This is a genomic window from Sphingobacterium sp. FBM7-1, from assembly GCF_020687765.1.
GTDB lineage: Bacteria > Bacteroidota > Bacteroidia > Sphingobacteriales > Sphingobacteriaceae > Sphingobacterium.
In genome coordinates this window covers 1-18,156 of record NZ_JAJEWJ010000004.1, presented here as the reverse complement: position 1 = coordinate 18,156, position 18,156 = coordinate 1, and the positions used below count along the sequence as shown (strand labels likewise).

Here is an 18,156-nt window from a genome sequence, read left to right as displayed (position 1 = left end):
TAAAACATTCGAAGCGACGATTTTTTTGTTTCTTTTTTGAGGTAAAGAAGAATTAACACGCATACATTTGCACCATCCCTCCTTAACCTTTAGGGTCGCATCCGAATGTTTTACAACTGCACTAACCCTCCCCCAGCACTATCCAAAATGTAAAACATTCGAAGCGACGATTTTTTTGTTTCTTTTTTGAGGTAAAAAAGAATTAACACGCATACATTTGTACCACCCCTCCTTAACCTTGAGGGTCGCATGCGGATGTTTTACAACTGCACTAACCCTCCCCAGCACTATCCAAAATGTAAAACATTCGAAGCGACGAGTTTTTTTGTGTACTTTTTTTGCGGAAAAAAAAGTACAATGAAAAATCATTCTGGAAACACAATCTCAATACGTCCTACTTTTCCTTCCCATTTCGGACCATTTTCTAAGACTTGTATTATTTCCTTATAGATGGGTTGATTCGCAGATACCTGTGGTTCTATATTATACGGACGTCCCTCCGGCCCTACGTCAAAGCGTACCTTTAGGTGCTTTTCTGGATTTTTACCGGAATAATGTTGCGAAACAAACGTAGAAAATGCCTCCCAGCCGCCCAGGGGCAATGCATCACCGCCAGGTAAGGGGTGCACGACAGTCTGCGTAAGGCTATCATCCATCAATTCGACTTCCGTCATGCTAGCTGGCTTTTGGGTAGGAAAATGGCGAAGTAACAAGAGCGTACAAACGGCGATAAACATCACTGCAGCGACCATCCCAACAGCTAGACGCTGCCAACTAAAGTAAAATTTATTCTTGCGCTGCGCATGCTCCGCTATACGCCTTTCGAGCCGCTGCTGTAATAGACTTAAGGATTTCACGTCGACGCCTTGCTGCATCTTATAGCCATCAATGGCATCGTGCAAGAAGGGGTCTTCCAGCGCTTCCCGTTCCAAAGTATGCATCTCCTCCCGACTCATCAAGCCGTGGATGTAATTATGTATCCTAGACAGTTGATAATTATTTTCCATGTTTCCTGCTCTCCATACAAATTCTCAAGTTTCTCTTCCCGTTCTGGATATAACTCTTTACTTTATTCAAATCATACTGGGTCTCTTCTGCAATATCTTTATAGCATTTTTGCTCCAAATAGAATAACCGTATACAGACGGCCTGTTCTGGCGAAAGTGTGTTCAGACAGTCGTGCACCTTCTCAAAATCATCATCCGTCCACCTACTTTCTTCGTTGCTTGCAAGCTTCTGATCACTTTCTGACAGATGATCTTCCAGACCCACATGCTGTTTGCCTTTCTGTTTTCGAAGTTCCATCAAGCAATAATTTCGAGCAAACACATACAACCAACTTTTGAAATTATCCACCTCGTGTATACGAAGCTTCTGTACTAGTTGCTCAAAGATCTGCATAACCGCGTCTTGACTCGCGGCCTGGTCTTGGAAATATTTAAAACACACCCCGTATAGCAAGGACATATAAGGCGCATATAGTTGCCCCAATACCTGCAAATTGCCCGTCTGCTTATAATATACGAGTTGTTCCTTTTCGTCCATACACTGCTATCCAATAAAAGGATGCTGAAAGATAGCAAATTCCATAAATTTTTCCGCGGCAATCGTCCAACAAAACCTTTTTGTCGACCGTTAACGCAAATCTTCGTGCGTTTTTTTACTTTGTCGTACCTTTTAAATCTCCCCCATCGCCAAAATAGACAAATATTCCACCCGTTCTAAACAGAAATCAACCTCACGCAAGCCTTCTGAAACGTAACCATTGCCACAGGAAGGCAAGTTTAGCAATATTATTATCCGGAGAAGCCGCTAATTAGAGACATTTTTAATATGACACACAAGACACAAGAGGGCTTTGTGTGCCAGCAGTGAGTTTATTACTTTATGTTAGGAATAGGGATACCTATTAATAATCCTGGAACTATTCTATTTTGTCTGTCCACAGCATCCTTGAAGGGTTCAGTAACATTCTTAAAATTAACTATCAACCCGATATTTACTTTAGATTTATCCTCTTTGGTAATAGCGACATTTACTCCGGAACGTATATTCAATATTTCATCTGCACCGATGAATTTAAGTGACGGAGCAACAAATATATCAAAGCCTTACTAAAAAAATGTATCGAAGAGGGTTTGCTTTAGACGGTGTATAACAAGCCACCAACTTATCCCCAAATTCCCCATGAGTCCATGTTGAGTCCACGTTAACTACGTCATAATTCCACCTATTTCCGCTTGACATCTGCATGCACCGTGCTACCATGCTATATACAACTTTTTCAGTGGCAAGTTGCTCCTAGTTTGGTGAGAAAGTTATTTGTCCTTGGATGATCTCCCTCTACATCAACGTAGCCTTGTTACAAACCGTTGCAAAAATGGTAATGCCTTCTCGAAAAGACATTACGAAAATGACAAAAGCACTCGAACACGATTTTCAAATTTCGAAAAAATTCATATTTATTTGATTTTCAATAACTTGATTTATTAATTTCACGATTATGAAAATAGCAGCAAATGGTGCCCTTCGAGGTTTAGTTGGAAACGTCGTCGCACGAAAAATTGGAAATCAACAAATTCTACAGTCGAGACCCCGTAAATTTAAACAGACGGTTGCAACTAAAAAGGCCTCGACCGACTTTGGACGGGCCAGCAATGCTGGAGGCCTTGTACGCGCGGGCTTATCGGACACCCACCTAGACTTATACGATAGCAACATGGTGAGTCGACTTAATGGACAAATATTGCGCGCGATGAGGGCAAACCCCGACCAAGTACCGGGTAAAATGTCTCTTCAACACGGTAAACTGCATCGTTTGGCCAACTTCCAATTCAATGAAAAAAGTAATACGCAAGATTACCTCAATTTTGACATCGAATTATTCCTGAACGAGAACAACTTACTCGCTATAGAAATTCCGAGGTTTAAAAAAGATCGTGATATCAAATTTCTTGACACTGCCGGCAAGATGATTGTTGTCATAAATGCAATGGGTATCGATTTCGTCAAAGCAGCAACTCATATAGTCTCGTATTCAGAAATAGAAATTAATTGCAAGCAGTGGGAAGGTTGGCATGAAGCTGAGCGTATAGCAGTGGATTGCACTCCGTTCAGGGGATGCGTAATTTTTGTTGGATTATCGGTCTTGTATTTTAATAATGACCGAGGCAGGGATATATTAATTAATTCTAAAGCCCTTCATCCAGCAAGTCTTGTAGGCGCATGTAACATTGCATAAGTGATTTCATATGATTAAAGGGTTAGGGAATAAAGTTCATCCGTTAGCACTTAAGAACCCTATTACCAGATTAAGAACGATCTGTTGGGGAATCAAAGTCATTTGTTAGTGCTTACGAACCTTATTTCCAGATTAAGAATGATTTGTTGGGGAATAAAGATCATTTGTTGGTGCTTACGAACTTTATTTCCGGATTAAGAACGATTTGTTGGGGAATAAAGATCATTTATTGGTACTTACGAACTTTATTTCCGGATTAAGAACGATTTGTTGGGGAATAAAGATCATTTGTTGGTGCTTACGAACTTTATTTCCGGATTAAGAACGATTTGTTGGGGAATAAAGATCATTTGTTGGTGAAAAAGACTTTTCTTATTTCGAAAAAACGAGCGTAAAAACAATGCTAAAACAACTTTAAAGGGTGTTTTCTCGGTTAAAATGGCTTTTCTCAATGGGGTATATTTTCGCCAAAAAAATATGCACAGAAAAACGGTTGCCGATTAACCGTGGAGCATGCTAACCTACCCGAACAAAATTAAAGCAATAATCAAGGTCACGATAATATTAAATCCCTGTGCGATTAAAAAAGCATAGAGCGGCTTTTTGTTATTATGTACAAATAACTCTTTGAAATTCGTTTCCAGACCGATGGACGTAAATGCTAAAGCAAACCACAAGCCCTGTATACTTTTCAATTCTGCCTTTACACTATCGACCTGCGCTGGGCTAATAAGAAAAGAGAATAAGAGCGAGGCAAACACAAACCCGATGACAAATTTCGGAAACCGTTCCCAAATAACTTTTACGGTTGGTTTTTCCGCATGCGCAGCGCTTTTGGAATGCGAATACGTCCAGTAAATACTGATCGCAAAAGCCGCAATACCGAGCAATACGTTTTGAGAAAACTTAACAATTGTACTGATCTCTAAAGCCTTATCCCCCACCAAGGATCCAGAAGCCACCACGGCTCCGGTGGTGTCAATACTCCCGCCTAGCCAAGCTCCGGTAACCTCCTGCGATAAGCCCATCCATTCCGCGAGATAGGGCATAAAAATCATCATCGGTATGGCGGTAATCAAAACAAGAGAAACGACATAAGAAAGTTTCTTTGCGTCTCCTTTTATAGCTCCTGAGGTGGCAATCGCGGCCGAAACGCCACAAATCGAAACCGCCGAGGAAAGCATCAACGCCATTTCCTGATCAATTTTAAGCTTTTTGCAGAGCCAAAATGCAAAGTACCAGACAGCGAAGACCACCACCGTCGCCTGGATTAGACCCAACGCACCAGCCGTGATGATGTTGCCGAAAATAACCGTTGTGCCCAATAGCACCAGGCCTATCTTGACATACAATTCCGTTGATAAGGCTTCTTTAAACCAAGTGGCCAGCTTAAAACAGTTACTAATCAGCAACCCGATACCTAAGCTGAATATAACCGCTTCCAGGTTGTAATCTCGTATACTGCTGTTGCCGGCTAAAATCAGCGCGAAGATCGTCCATACAAAAATGAAAGGAAAAACAAATAGTAAAGGCTTCAGGGGCTTTCCCAATAATAGGGCACCTAGGAGCGCAGCAGCGAATACCAGCACAAATTGTCCACCGATGATCTGGAGGTTTTCGACAGCTAATACCTGCGAAAAAAGGACGTCCGTACTGTCCCAAGAAAAACTTGGTTTAGGTATAATAACCCCAAAAAGCGCTAAGAAAATAATGGCTAGCCCTAAGATCACGACCACCCAGTCTTCGCTAATCATCACACGTGATTTAGAAGATGACATATTAATATAGTTAAGGTTGTTTGCTAATGATAGCCAATATAAGCATTATCTTTTTTTCAAGAGGTCAGCCAAGGCTTCTTCTATATGCGAAAAGCCAAAATTAAATCGCTCATTGCGTGTAAATATTGTAGTAGCGGGTACACTATCGAGCAACATACCGGGGTCGACGCCTTTGACAAACGCACCTACGTGCGCGAGTAAGCGGGGAAGCGGCAGGCCAAAAGAAACACCCACCGTTTTGCGGAGCGCCTTCATAAAGGCAGCATTCGTAACCGGATAGGGGCTGCACGCATGATAAATCTGACTGGGATGAGCTCGTTCGACTATCCATTGCACCATCCGTACGAAATCCTCTTGATGGATCCAGCTGACGTATTGGCCACCATCCGCCACTTGGCCACCGAGCCCGCGTTTAGTCAAGGGCAATAGCTCCGACAACATTCCCCATTGTGGTGATAATACCGGGCTAACACGAAGTACAACTTGCTGGGTATCGGGGAGATCAACTGCCGTAAAAGCACTTTCCCAGCGTTGCGTTAATTGGGCCAGATAGCCTGTTCCGACGGTTGTACTGGCTTCGTCCTGACATCCGTCTAATCCAGAAAATATCGATATACCCGAGAAATTGATCCACAACCTTGGCGGCTTATTACAGGCGGATATGGCGTTGGCAAGGGCGCGGGTTGGCAAAATCCGAGAGTCTTCGAGCAAAGCTCTATTTTTTGATGTAAAGCGACATTGTATGCTTTTTCCGCTTAAATTAATAACCGCATCGGCATCTTCTAGCGCATGGACCCACGTTCCGAGATGTTCGCCATCCCAAACCACATAGCTTACTTGGACCTCTTTCTTTTCGCGTTGCCTGGATAAGATCACCACTTCCCATCCCGCCTTCACATATGCATGCTTCAACAGTGTCCCTAAATGACCGGATCCCCCGGCCAGCACAATCTTTTTCATAATGCTATGGCTATATTGAAATGATCCTTTAAAATTAAACGGGCGGCATGAAAGCCAGCCATCCCATGTACCCCACCACCTGGCGGTGTAGAAGAGGAAGCGATGTACACCTGTTTATTCGATGTCCGGTAAGGGGTAAGCGAGCGCGTAGGTCGGGTATACAGTTGGTAGATATCCATCAGGCCCCCGTTAATATCGCCACCTACGTAATTTGGATTATAAGCTTCCATCCCTTTCGGGCTAAAGGTATGCCGTTCTATAATGGTATCTTTAAAACCTGGCGCAAAACGCTCGACCTGATTCTCTATAAGACTCGTAAAATCTTCAGTCGTTCCATTCGGAACATGGCAATAAGCCCATCCGGTGTGTTTATTTTCCGGCGCTCTGCTTTTGTCAAATAGACTTGGTTGGGAAAACAATACAAAGGGTGCGTGTACACCACCGCGGTGATGGGTCTGCTGTTCGTAACGCGCAATTTCGGCAAATGTATTACCGAGATGCACGGTAGCTGCTTGCTGGCAGCGGATATCTTGAAAGGGGGTCGGATCGGACAATGCCCAGTCAATTTTAAAAACTCCCATACCGTGTTTGTATCGTCCCAAGGCTTTTTTATACGCTTCGGAAAGCCCCGTACCTCGTAATTGCCGGATCTGGCGTGGCCCCATATTAAGCACCAAGATTTGGTGCTCGGGCAACTGCGCTACATCCGCTACCCACATGCTCGTTCTTATTTCTCCACCTAGGGAAACGTAATAAGCTGCCAGCGCATCGGCAATGGATTGGGATCCTCCTTTGGGAATTGGCCAGCCATACCGGTGCCCCACAGCCATCAAGACCAATCCGATGGCGGAAGTGGCCCAGTTAGACAAGGGTTGTATACCATGGGCCGCCATCCCCGCCCATAGGGCTTTTGCCTTTTCGGTCTTAAACTGCGCAGCTGTCCAGCTAGCCGGCTTCAATGCTTTTAATCCAAAGCTAGCCAAATCCAAGGGATGATCGGGAAAACGCAAGGGGCCCATGGTGTCTAGTGCCAAACTTTCCCATCGCTCAACAATAGGCTGGATCAATTTCTTATAAAACCGTGCATCCACCCCTAATGCTGCTGCAGTTTCGTCCATACTGGTATGCAAGACCGCTGCCTCGCCATTATCTAAAGGATGGGCTACCGGATAAGATGCATGCATGAATTCCAAACCGTATTCTTGTAAGGGCAGCGTCCGCATAAAAGGCGAAGCCATAGCCATTGGGTGGATGGCCGAACAAACATCGTGTTTAAAGCCCGGCAGGGTCAACGCTTTGGTACGCGTCCCTCCGCCGATCGTATCTGCGCCTTCGACAATTAAGGTGGAAAGCCCTTGTTGCTGTAGCGTAATCGCTGCCGCAAATCCGTTCGGACCGGAGCCGACTATAATGGCGTCGTATCTTTTCATAGCTAGAAATCATTCTAAATGTACATCTTTAACGCAACGAAATCCTACGTTGTTTGTCGGACTATTCACTTCACCTTTGCCACGAGCCCCCGCTTTGTATCGCTCACAGTATTGATCATTGCACAGAAATGATCCCCCTCGTTGCACGCGTTTAACTTGCCCGGGTTCTTGGGGATCGTAAGCCGAAGAAGGTCCTTTTGGATTCGAGCGATCTTGTGTATTATAGCTGGGCTGATAGTAATCCGAACACCATTCCCAGACATTTCCTGCCATATCATAAAGATCGTAGCCGTTTGGGGGAAAGGTTTTAACCGGAGCCGTACCTTCGAAACCATCTTCCTTGCTGTTGGTTGTTGGAAATGTTCCTTGAAAAATATTAGCTTGCCATGCCCCATCTTTTTTTAAGGTGTCTCCCCAATAATATACCGCATAGATATGCGTTCCTCCTTTCGCGGCATACTCCCACTCGGCTTCCGTAGGCAGCCGCTTACCCGCCCATTTTGCATACGCTGCTGCATCTTCATAGGCCACATGGACCACGGGATGGTTTTCACGTCCGGCAAGCGTACTGCCCGGCCCTTCCGGATGCTTCCACGATGCGCCTGCAACGTATTGCCACCATTGTATATAATTATGTAAACCCTGTACGTGGTGCGGCGGAGAGAACACGGCGGAGCCCGGCACCAATAAATCCGGATCAACGCCCGGATAATCTGCCGGATTTAGTTCGCGTTCGGCTACGGTCAGATAGCCTGTCGCCTTCACAAAGGCAGCAAACTGGGCATTGGTTACCTCGTGCTCGTCTATCCAGAAGTCACTTATAGATACTTCGTGTACAGGTTGTGCATCCGCTAAACGGGAAGAGCCCAAAACAAAAGTACCGCCTTTGACAAACACCATCTTTGATGTATCGCTACCCGTCTGTTCCCCCTGCTTCGGCGCAAACAGCATAGCGCGTGACGTCACGCCTTCCGAACAGCAAACCGGTAATTGTTGTGAAAATACACCTAGGCCTGTGCCGAGCAACGGCACAGACAGTAGGACAATTTTAAACAGCGACAAGCTCATTATTTTCATCATTTTTTTGCGACTTAAGGTGTCAAGAACCAATCGGACTAGCTACTTACAATCCAAATGCAGGAGCTGGGACTTCTTGCTCTTTGCTTTTCCGAAATGCTTTCATCGACTCGGGCTCCACCGCTTCCAGTTCTGCGAAATCAACGACGCCGTTTGTTGCGGCCCATTTAAAATAAGCCTGCGAAAGCTGAGACACAATTTCGTGATTATTTTTGGCAATATTTGTGGTTTCCGCCGGATCTTTTTCCAGATCGTACAATTCCCAGGCATAAGATGGCCAAGTCGACACCAGTTTCCATTTTCCGACACGCGCCGCTCGATTACCAGCCCGCTCCCAAAACAAACCTTCAGGTCGGTCAATGACTTCTTGTTCTCCGGCCAAAACGGGCAATAAGCTTTTCCCTGGTAAGGTATTAGCGGTCAACCCTTCATAAGTTTTCGGATAGGGCGCTTTTGCCAACTCATACAAAGTCGGTGCTTGTCATTTGAATGATATAGTTTATCTGGGAGCTGTTACCGGAGATTGTACCGCAGGGTGACACCATAAGTTAGTGGATCGCCGACTACTCCCGCGTATTGTCCAAAATTCCCGGGTGCAGCGAGTAATTGTTCGTAATAATCTTTATCTGTGAGGTTTCTACCCCATACGATCACCGTCACGCCGGTAGCTGCACGGAATCCGACGCGCGCATGTAGTAAGGTATAAGCATCAATATTTAAGTATTGCGACGGAGAAGAGCTGGACGAAAATTTTGACCGATAGAATAGATCTGCCCCTAAAAAGTAATTACCCGGTAACCCCAATAGACGCCCTTTTGCTGTTAATTCGCTTGCTAATGACCAGGACCATTTGGATATGCCTGGCAATTCACCGCCCGAAACATCTTTAAAAGCTTCAGCGCCGCCTACTTCCTCCAACGGGACTGGTGCGTTAGTGAAAGATATATATTTACCGTCGGTATAGGCCAGCGCTCCATTTAAGCGTAAGAAATCCCATGGGCGTACACTTCCGTCTAGTTCGACACCCTGTACGCGTACTTTTTCTGCGTTTGCCAGGTAGCCTCTGTTCACGCCTGGGTCCGGGGTCTGTACCTGTATCTGATAATCTTTAATATTCGTTTGATATAAGGTTAGATTGAGGAAAGAAGTTCGGCTTGGGCTAGTTTTTACACCAAACTCTACGTGATTTACGGATTCAGGTTTTACTTCGGCCAATTCGGTCGCTACCCTGCCTTCTATAACAGGTAATCCGCCTACATTGATACCAATAGGTTTATAACTCTTCGAATAGGTTGCATAGACGTTGTACTGTGGATTAAACTTGTATTGCAAAGATAACTGTCCAGATAGGTTTCCGGCATCCGCATCGACGTCGAATGTTTGGTCTGTATAAATACTATTGACAGCAGCAAACTGTTCTGGCGTATAGGTGATATCATTCTCTATGTACTTCTGACGATCATAATGAGCTACTTTTTTATCGTAGTTATACCGCAGGCCAGGCAACAGGTGTAATGCTGGCGTAATGGCCCAATCGAATTGAGAGAACACAGCCAAGCTAGTGCTTTTAATTCCATACTTTGTACGAATTCCTACCCGATCTATCAGACCCGGTGCCCATTGTGATTGTGTGGAATTGCTTTGTTGGAAACGCCAAAGTGCATCGCCCGCCTCCTCCGTATGCACGGGATCGGTTCTTAAATCCTGCCATAATCCAAACACACCCATTACCGCACTCACTTTTTCGCTGATATTGCCTGAATATCTAAATTCTTGCGACCATTGATCATGTACAGAGTTTCCTGCTGAGACGGTATAGGCCGGAACGCCTAAATAATCTCTATCATTAAGCGGCACCCAATTCCAGTAACGCCATGCGGAGGTAGAGGTCAGCGTCCCGTTTCCAATTTTATAATCTACATTTAAAGAAACACCGCCTAATTCGTTGTCTGCTTTGGAACGAGTATCCAAATCCACGTTTCGTTCGAAAGCACTCTTATACGGAATTTCGTAACCTAGGTCCTGTATAATATTATTAAACTGTCTGTAGTCTGATCGCTGATTTTGAACCACACCGGCAATACCCCATCCGTATCCATTCGGACGTTGGGCCGTCATGTCCCCTGCGAGGGATATCTTTAAATCGGAATTCGGTGTAAACAATAATTGTCCTCTGACGCCTAGGTTATTGATATCGTTAATCTGTCGATCGGAATAAACATTGTATAATGTGCCATCTCGTTGTGTGCCGGAGAAAGAAACACGAGCCGCTAATTTATCATTGATCAGCGGACCGGTTAAAGAAGCTTTGCCTTGTATATAACCGTAGTTTCCATAACTCAACTCAAAATTAGCACTTGGATTAAACTCCGGTTGACGAGAGGTAATGTTAAATGCTCCCGAGGTGGTGTTTTTACCGAATAGCGTTCCTTGAGGACCTCGTAACACCTCAATCTGCTCAATATCAATAAAATCCAAAGCTGTGGCAGCGGGACGAGCGAGATAGACCCCATCTAAATAGAAACCTACACCGGGATCTATACCGTCATTGGTAAGGCCGTATGTAGACCCTAATCCTCTTATATTTAAGGTGGTATTTCGAGGATTGGACGAGTATAACTGCACGGTGGGAACGATCTCCTTAATTCGAGATACATTAAATGCGCCGGCATCTTCTATAGTACTCGCGCGTACAATCGAGACAGGAATAGGCACATCCTGAAGTTGTTCTCTCCGCCTGCGCGACGTAACGACCACTTGATCTAGGGTTTCCTGTTTAGCAGATAATTCGATGATAGTGGGTGAGGTAAGTGCAACAATTTTTTTTGTTTGGTAACCTACAACCGAGATGTTCAAGGTAAGTGGCAATTTCTGACCGGTAACAAACACAAATTTACCGCTTCTATCTGTACGGACGCTATGGGTAACAGCCTCAAGTTGAATAGTGGCCCCCTCGATAGGTTCTTTGGTGAGTGAATCAACGACAACGCCTTCTAACGTAGCATTAATAATGGGCTGTGACTGAGCCTGTGCGAATAGGGTTTGTTGAGACAGTAAAACCAACAATAAAACGGCTGAGTACCGTAATACTCCATAATTTTTCATATTTTCGGGTGTTTAATAGTGAATACTAACAAGTGCCAACGCCAATTGAACTTGTACTTTACTTATTGAACACGGAAGGGAAACGTCGTTGTTTCCCTTTCTGTGTTTTATAGAGAGGGAGTATTAATAATCACACATTCGAATATTCCCTGAGATGGTATAGTATTCGAGATGTTGTCCTAAAGCGATTTGGAGGTCTAAATTTAGTCTGTTTTGTTTCATTAATATCATTTGTTTTTTAGTTTTCATACTATCGTTGCCAACGCCAATTGAAACGAACTGCACAAATATATAAATATTTTATATAAAGTCTATAAGCTTAGTAGATTTAATTTTTAAAAAACAAGATTGACAAGACATGTCATTAAAAACCAGACACATACAGCCTATTCTTCTAGAAATACATATGATATTTTATGCTATGATCCGGTCGGATTATAGCCAAAGAGCTGCATAAATACCCCAACCGGAAGTAAGAACTACCAACACCCCCACCATAATCAAAAGTAGGCGCTGGTTAATCCGCGATGCTATATAAGCTCCTAATGGAGCTGCTACCACACCACCAAGGATTAGTCCTAAAACAATTTCTAAATGTTGGACACCTAATACAAAAATAAACACTGCAGTGGCAAAGTAGGTCACGAAAAACTCTGCGGTATTAACCGTACCAATCGTGTGCCGTGGACTGTTTCCACGACTTAATAGATTAGAGGTTACTATGGGCCCCCATCCACCGCCTCCGATCGCATCTAATAAACCCCCAACAAATGCTAATAACGGGGTGTTTTTAATTTTCTTTGGCTTCTGTTTCTGCTTTTTAAATGCTTTATAGAGCAAATACACCCCTAATAAAAGTAAATAGAATGATATAAAGGGCTTTACAATTTCACCATCAAAGATATCTGAAATAAAATAAGCACCGATAACTGCGCCGATGCTTCCTGTAATTACAATACGAAAAAATAATTTTTTATCAATATTATCAAAACGAATATGCGATAGACCAGAAACACCAGTTGTAAAGATCTCGGATGTGTGGACGCTGGCAGAAGCAAACTTTGGCGGAATACCTAACCAAAGCAGCAAACTTGTACAACTAACCCCATATGCCATTCCGAGGGCGCCGTCAATAAGTTGAGCTACAAAACCGGCTAAAATAAACCAGAGAAACCGCTCGCCAAATTCGAAGGCATTGGAACTAAAGCCTACTACCAAAAGGTAAACAAAATAACATGCAATTGCAAGTTTGAGCGCTATAATAGCCCAGCCCACGTGTTTTAATGTAATTTTTTTGCTCACATTATATAATCTTAAAACTGCGATTGCTTTCTCCATTTGTTGTTCTGTTTACTCTATTTTTTATAATGCCTTCACGCCAGTTCCCGCAATGACTGTGCAAATATAAAAACATTCCACATAAAGTCTATCAGATATATAGATTTTTTTTTACAAAAAAATCCGTCCTTGGGTACTGAGAGGAATGACTGTCAGTTCATAGACCGTCGCCTAAGTTATCCGCACATGAAGATGTTATTTGCCTCTAAGAACATTTGTTTGTGGTTTAAATTTCTTTTGGGGCAGCGCATTACAAGCTTAGTGCTGTATTGCACATCAGTGTGTTTTTATGTAAGTTTGCACAAAAAACTATCACTATGGCGACTAACAGAACTTTTACGATGATCAAGCCAGACGCAGTTGCAAATGGCCACATCGGTGCTATCCTCAACGACATTATTGCAGACGGCTTTAAAATTGTTGGGATGAAATACATCCACCTCAATAAAGAAACCGCTGGAAATTTTTATGCCGTACATAAAGAAAGACCTTTTTATGCTGATTTGGTTAATTTTATGACCTCTGGTCCTATCGTGGCAGCGATCTTGGAGAAAGATAATGCGGTAGAAGATTTCCGAAAATTAATCGGTGCAACTAATCCTGCGGAAGCAGCAGAAGGAACGATTCGCAATAAATATGCAAAATCTATTGATGCGAATGCTGTACACGGATCGGACTCTGATGAGAACGCAGAAATCGAAGGTAACTTTTTCTTTTCTCAGTTTGAGAGATTTTAATACCAAGTACTAAAGGGGATAACCCATTTTCTATACACGGTTATCTCCTTAAAACGCCCTCTTAAAATGTCCGACGGCTTAGATATTCATTCTCCTTTTCCGTCATCAGCGCTTTATCCTCTTTTTTCTTATCCAAATAGCCGCACAGGTGTAATACGCCATGTATAATGACGCGATGTAATTCATCCCGTTCGGAGACGTCAAATTTGCTTGCGTTCTCCTTTGTTCGGTCAATAGATATAAAAATATCTCCAGCAATTACTCCGTCCTTTTCAGAAGAATCAAACGTCACAATATCGGTATAGGTATCATGGTCGAGATACTTTTTATTGATCTCTAACAAATACGCATCTGAACAGAAAATAAAATTCAGTTCTCCGACGCGACCTCCTCCTTCATTCGCAACCGTAGAGGCGATCCATTGTCTTAATTTTTGCTTATCCTTAATTTTGTAATCAACGTCTTCGTTAAAAAATGAAATATCCCTTAATGCCATTGTTACATCGATGTTTTAATTTCCATATAAGTTTGTAAAATAATGGTTGCCGCTACACTATCAACCAACCCCTTTTCTTGGCGCTTGCTTTTTTTCAATCCACTTTCTGCTATAACCCGAGAGGCTATCTTCGACGTAAACCGCTCGTCAATTTCGATGATTTGAATCCCAGGATAAACTTTCTTTAGCTTACGGATGAAACCGACTATATGTTGGGCTGATTGCGAAGCCGTGCCATCCATTTGCAAAGGCTTACCTACTACAAATGTCTCTACATCCTCGTCTTTAATGTAATTATCTAAAAAAGTCCAGATATCTTTCGGATGAACCGTCGCTAGAGGAGTTGCAATCAGCTTCATAGGATCGGTCACCGCGATGCCTATCCTTTTCGTCCCGTAATCAAAAGCTACTATTCGCATATCTATCTATCTTACACGGAAAAGACGTGTTGCTAGTTTAACGCTCTACTATTTTTACTTCGTAAAGTTTGTTCCATTGCTTACCCGTAACAAAAAGACGCTTTCCCACTCGATCATATGCAATACCGTTCATTTCTTCATCTACCGCCTGTCTTTTAGAATTTTTATACAATCCTACAAAATTTATCTGACCTTCGACGGCGCCGGTTTTAGGATTAATGATGACGACGATATCCTTTCCATATATATTGGCATATAGTTTCCCATCGATATATTCTAGCTCGTTTAAATAATCAACAGCGCCGTTATGGTCGTATACCGGAATAAAACCTAATTCCTGATAAGTATTAGGATCTAGAAAATATATTTTATTGGAACCGTCTGTTTTTAGGAGCCGTTCCCCATCATAACATATTCCCCACCCCTCCTTGCTTTGTTGGTAATTAAATATGGTTGCCTGCTCGAAAGTATTTTTATCGAAAACATAGCCTAAGTTGTTCCTCCACGTTAACATTACAATCTTATCGCCTACTATGGTCATCCCCTCTCCAAAATAAGGCTCGCCAGACGCATCCGACCCTGTAATCTCCTTCTTCTGTAAAACTTCCCCGCTGACAAGATCTACCTTTCTTAAGGAGGTTACGAGACCGCTCCCCGCGCCGGTTGATTCGTATAGAAATCCGTTCTCAAATTCCAACCCTTGTGTAAATGCTGTTATATCATGCGGATATTCATTAATTACCTCAAACATATATTGCTTGGGAGATTCCGGTAAGATGGTTACATTACTGAAAGCAACTTCCTCCTTCCCTGCTCGATACAGTTTAGCAACTAAATTACGCGCGCCAAGACCAATTACTTCCGTATCTAACCAAATTTGCGTGGTATCTTTCTTTCTTTCTACAACACGCCCATCAATCGAGTATATAACAGAATCGAGGGCATTATCGGGAAACTGCATGCGTACAGCGACTTTTTCACCCAAAACTATGATTTCACCCGAGGTCGGCGAAAAAAAGGCGAATTTGCCTTTCTGGGATTTACAGCCAACCATTAGAACAACAGTGAATGCTACAAAAACTAAAATATTATGTATTTTCAATCTCATCTTTCTCGTATTTGCGACGTAAATTTACTGAAATTAATCGATACGCCCTCGTTGGTTTATTTGACGATAATATTTCCGAGATAAACTCCTAACAGCTTCTCTGCATCTTTTAGTTTTTGATATTTCGCTAGTAAGATTTCTATATCATCCTCGCCCGATATGACTTTTAAATCCTCTCTTATCTTGATCATCTCTTTCTCTATCTTGCGTTTTTTTATCCGATAAATAGCCTGCATAGTGAGCTCCTTCAGATGCTCCCGTTCACCTCGGACGTATATTTTCCGCTTTTCATCATTCCAATTGGGACTAAGCTCATAAGGCGTAGTGACACATGTTATAGCTAAATCCTGTATCTCGGGATCTTCATGCGAAAAAAAATATTTTATATCGGGAATCTCAAAATGTTCAACTTTTTGCTTAAAGATGTCGACTATAAAGGCACTAGCTCTATCCTCAAAACTAATGTCGTCCAATGCATTTAAAAGAAAGGGTGCTATAGGAACATCACCCTGACCTTCCCATTCGGCAAGATCTCCTCCGTAATTCAATAAAACACGAACAATTTCTCTCTCTTGTAAGACATCTGCCGTTATCACCGCCGGCCCCTCTGTCGAAGGTTGTAATTTCGTCCGCTCTTCGTCGAGTAAAAACAGATCTGCAGGCGGCAACTCGTCGGGGGCTGGGTCATTTAAATTTTTAGAAGCCTGTTGTTCTTTCCTATCGTGTGCTTTAATTTTTTTTAGCCGTATTTTATTAAGTTCCGTCAACAAAATACGCTCATCAATATCTAGTAAACCTGAACATTGTTGAAGAAAGACTGAAACTTTTATTTCATCAGGTATCAGCGCAATACTCTCAACAACTTCTCGAATAACGTCTGCGCGTTTAATTGGATCGCCATTCGTATCTTTTAATAAAATATTGGTTTTGTAAAAAATAAAATCTTCTTGCTCTTGAGCAACATAGGCTTTGAATGCCGTCGAGCCATGCATCTGCACATAAGAATCTGGATCTATCCCATCTGGAAACAAAACTACCTTTACATTGAGCCCTTCTTGCAGCAACATATCTGTCCCTCGCAGAGAAGCTTTGATGCCCGCAGCATCCCCATCATATAAAATAACTACGTTGGTTGTAAAGCGAGAAATGAGGCGAATCTGACCCGATGTCAACGACGTCCCGGAAGAAGAAACAACATTTTCTACCCCCGCCTGGTGCATCGATAGCAGGTCTGCATACCCTTCTACTAAATAGCAAACATCCTGGTCTTTTATAGCTTTCTTTCCGAAATGAAGACCATATAAAACCTCAGATTTATGGTATATATCACTTTCAGGCGAGTTGACATACTTCGGAACCGCTTTCTCGGTTTTCAACGTACGTCCACCGAAACCAATAACACGACCTGTAAGATTATGAATCGGAAAGATTACTCGTCCTCGAAATCGATCATATACGCTACCGTCATCTCGCTCGATAGCCAACCCAATTTCTTTCAAGTACTCTTTCTGAAAACCATCTTTGATTGCATCATCCGATAGTGCAGTCCATTGATCAGGAGAATAACCTAAGTCAAATTTTTTGATAATATCATCTGTATAACCCCGTTCTTTAAAGTAAGATAAAGCTATACTCCTCCCTGAATCCGTATCCCAAAGCTGTTCTTTAAAATATTTACTTGCCCAGTTGCTTAGTACATATAAACTTTCCCGTTTATCCTGAGCCGCTAGCTGAGCAGGTGAACGCTCCACTTCTTCTACAGCAACACCATATTTATCGGCTAAATACCTTATTGCCTCGGGATAAGAATACTTCTCCAATTCCATAATGAATTTGAGCGAATCTCCCCCCACACCACAACCAAAGCATTTATAAATACCTTTAGAAACTGACACATGAAAAGACGGTGTCTTTTCATTATGAAAAGGACAATTACCGAGGAGGGAAGTTCCGCGCTTTTTTAGATCGACGAAGTCGCCTACCACTTCATCTATCCTAGCTGCATCCAAAACCCTCTCAATTGTCTCCCTTTTTATCATAAAACCTGCTTAAAATGACAACGTGATAATCTAACAAAGGTAATGATTAGTATCGAGTAGATGAAAGGGTTAGCAGACAAAAAAAAGCCCCTGCAGTTACCTGCAGGGGCTCGTTATAAAATTTGGCGCCGACCTACTCTCCCACCTGTTACGGCAGTACCATCGGCTCTGGCGGGCTTGACTGCTCTGTTCGGAATGGGAAGAGGTAGACACCGCCGATATAGGCACCTGAATATCGTCACCGGATTAAAAATATATACACAACCTACCTATTGGCAGCATGCTTCCGGCATAAATGACATATAAAGGTATAGAAAAGAAATACATAAAAGAGGACAGCGGATCTTCCGGCGCGGAAAGCTTCGGGCTATTAGTACCACTCGGCTATGGTATCTCTACCTGTACACCTGTGGCCTATCAACGTAGTA

General features: G+C 42.9%; 15 protein-coding genes and 1 rRNA gene. 2 read left to right on the top strand and 14 right to left on the bottom strand.

The window, feature by feature from the left end; all coding sequences use genetic code 11:
- Window positions 1-365 precede the first annotated feature (365 nt).
- On the bottom strand, window positions 366-1,007 hold the full coding sequence (locus tag LKO28_RS08550) for a hypothetical protein (RefSeq protein WP_227694382.1): 642 nt from the start codon (window positions 1,005-1,007) through the stop codon (window positions 366-368).
- Window positions 997-1,545, bottom strand: a complete 549-nt coding sequence (locus tag LKO28_RS08545; RefSeq protein ID WP_227694381.1) for an RNA polymerase sigma factor — start codon at window positions 1,543-1,545, stop codon at window positions 997-999. The genes LKO28_RS08550 and LKO28_RS08545 overlap by 11 nt, the downstream gene beginning before the upstream one ends.
- Before the next feature lie 958 nt (window positions 1,546-2,503).
- On the opposite strand from LKO28_RS08545, the gene LKO28_RS08540 reads away from it, so the two are divergent.
- Complete coding sequence (locus tag LKO28_RS08540) at window positions 2,504-3,241, top strand: hypothetical protein (RefSeq protein WP_227694380.1); 738 nt, start codon at window positions 2,504-2,506, stop codon at window positions 3,239-3,241.
- A 521-nt stretch (window positions 3,242-3,762) separates the two neighbouring features.
- On the opposite strand, the gene LKO28_RS08535 is transcribed toward LKO28_RS08540, so the two are convergent.
- From LKO28_RS08535 to LKO28_RS08505, 7 genes are all read right to left on the bottom strand, one after another.
- On the bottom strand, window positions 3,763-5,019 hold the full coding sequence (locus tag LKO28_RS08535; RefSeq protein WP_227694379.1) for a YeiH family protein: 1,257 nt from the start codon (window positions 5,017-5,019) through the stop codon (window positions 3,763-3,765).
- Window positions 5,020-5,064: 45 nt separating this feature from the next.
- Window positions 5,065-5,979 carry an epimerase gene (locus tag LKO28_RS08530; protein ID WP_227694378.1) on the bottom strand — a complete coding sequence of 305 codons (915 nt, stop codon included), beginning with the start codon at window positions 5,977-5,979 and terminating at the stop codon, window positions 5,065-5,067.
- Window positions 5,976-7,409 carry a phytoene desaturase family protein gene (locus LKO28_RS08525; protein ID WP_227694377.1) on the bottom strand — a complete coding sequence of 478 codons (1,434 nt, stop codon included), beginning with the start codon at window positions 7,407-7,409 and terminating at the stop codon, window positions 5,976-5,978. The genes LKO28_RS08530 and LKO28_RS08525 overlap by 4 nt, the downstream gene beginning before the upstream one ends.
- A 9-nt stretch (window positions 7,410-7,418) precedes the next feature.
- Window positions 7,419-8,489 carry a formylglycine-generating enzyme family protein gene (locus tag LKO28_RS08520; RefSeq protein ID WP_227694376.1) on the bottom strand — a complete coding sequence of 357 codons (1,071 nt, stop codon included), beginning with the start codon at window positions 8,487-8,489 and terminating at the stop codon, window positions 7,419-7,421.
- A 43-nt stretch (window positions 8,490-8,532) separates the two neighbouring features.
- Window positions 8,533-8,955: a hypothetical protein gene (locus LKO28_RS08515; protein ID WP_227694375.1), complete on the bottom strand. Its 423-nt coding sequence runs from the start codon at window positions 8,953-8,955 to the stop codon at window positions 8,533-8,535.
- Window positions 8,956-8,999: 44 nt separating this feature from the next.
- Window positions 9,000-11,591: a TonB-dependent receptor gene (locus LKO28_RS08510; RefSeq protein WP_227694374.1), complete on the bottom strand. Its 2,592-nt coding sequence runs from the start codon at window positions 11,589-11,591 to the stop codon at window positions 9,000-9,002.
- Between the two features lie 435 nt (window positions 11,592-12,026).
- Window positions 12,027-12,929, bottom strand: a complete 903-nt coding sequence (locus LKO28_RS08505; protein ID WP_227694373.1) for a sulfite exporter TauE/SafE family protein — start codon at window positions 12,927-12,929, stop codon at window positions 12,027-12,029.
- A 317-nt stretch (window positions 12,930-13,246) separates the two neighbouring features.
- Between LKO28_RS08505 and LKO28_RS08500 the strand changes: the two genes are divergently transcribed.
- Window positions 13,247-13,666 (top strand): nucleoside-diphosphate kinase, encoded by a 420-nt coding sequence (locus LKO28_RS08500; protein WP_227694372.1) that lies wholly within the window; start codon window positions 13,247-13,249, stop codon window positions 13,664-13,666.
- A gap of 61 nt (window positions 13,667-13,727) precedes the next feature.
- Here the strand turns inward: LKO28_RS08500 and ybeY are convergent, their stop codons facing one another.
- The 5 genes from ybeY to rrf form a co-directional block, all read right to left on the bottom strand.
- On the bottom strand, window positions 13,728-14,162 hold the full coding sequence (gene ybeY / locus LKO28_RS08495) for an rRNA maturation RNase YbeY (protein WP_227694371.1): 435 nt from the start codon (window positions 14,160-14,162) through the stop codon (window positions 13,728-13,730).
- 2 nt (window positions 14,163-14,164) lie between these two features.
- Entirely contained in the window at window positions 14,165-14,581 is a 417-nt protein-coding gene (gene ruvX / locus LKO28_RS08490; RefSeq protein WP_227694370.1) for a Holliday junction resolvase RuvX, read from the bottom strand.
- A gap of 37 nt (window positions 14,582-14,618) precedes the next feature.
- Window positions 14,619-15,689 (bottom strand): glutaminyl-peptide cyclotransferase, encoded by a 1,071-nt coding sequence (locus LKO28_RS08485; RefSeq protein WP_227694369.1) that lies wholly within the window; start codon window positions 15,687-15,689, stop codon window positions 14,619-14,621.
- Window positions 15,690-15,745: 56 nt separating this feature from the next.
- Entirely contained in the window at window positions 15,746-17,728 is a 1,983-nt protein-coding gene (gene dnaG, locus LKO28_RS08480) for a DNA primase (protein ID WP_227694368.1), read from the bottom strand.
- Between the two features lie 120 nt (window positions 17,729-17,848).
- Window positions 17,849-17,960: ribosomal RNA gene (gene rrf / locus LKO28_RS08475) — 5S ribosomal RNA — on the bottom strand.
- Window positions 17,961-18,156: the final 196 nt, after the last annotated feature.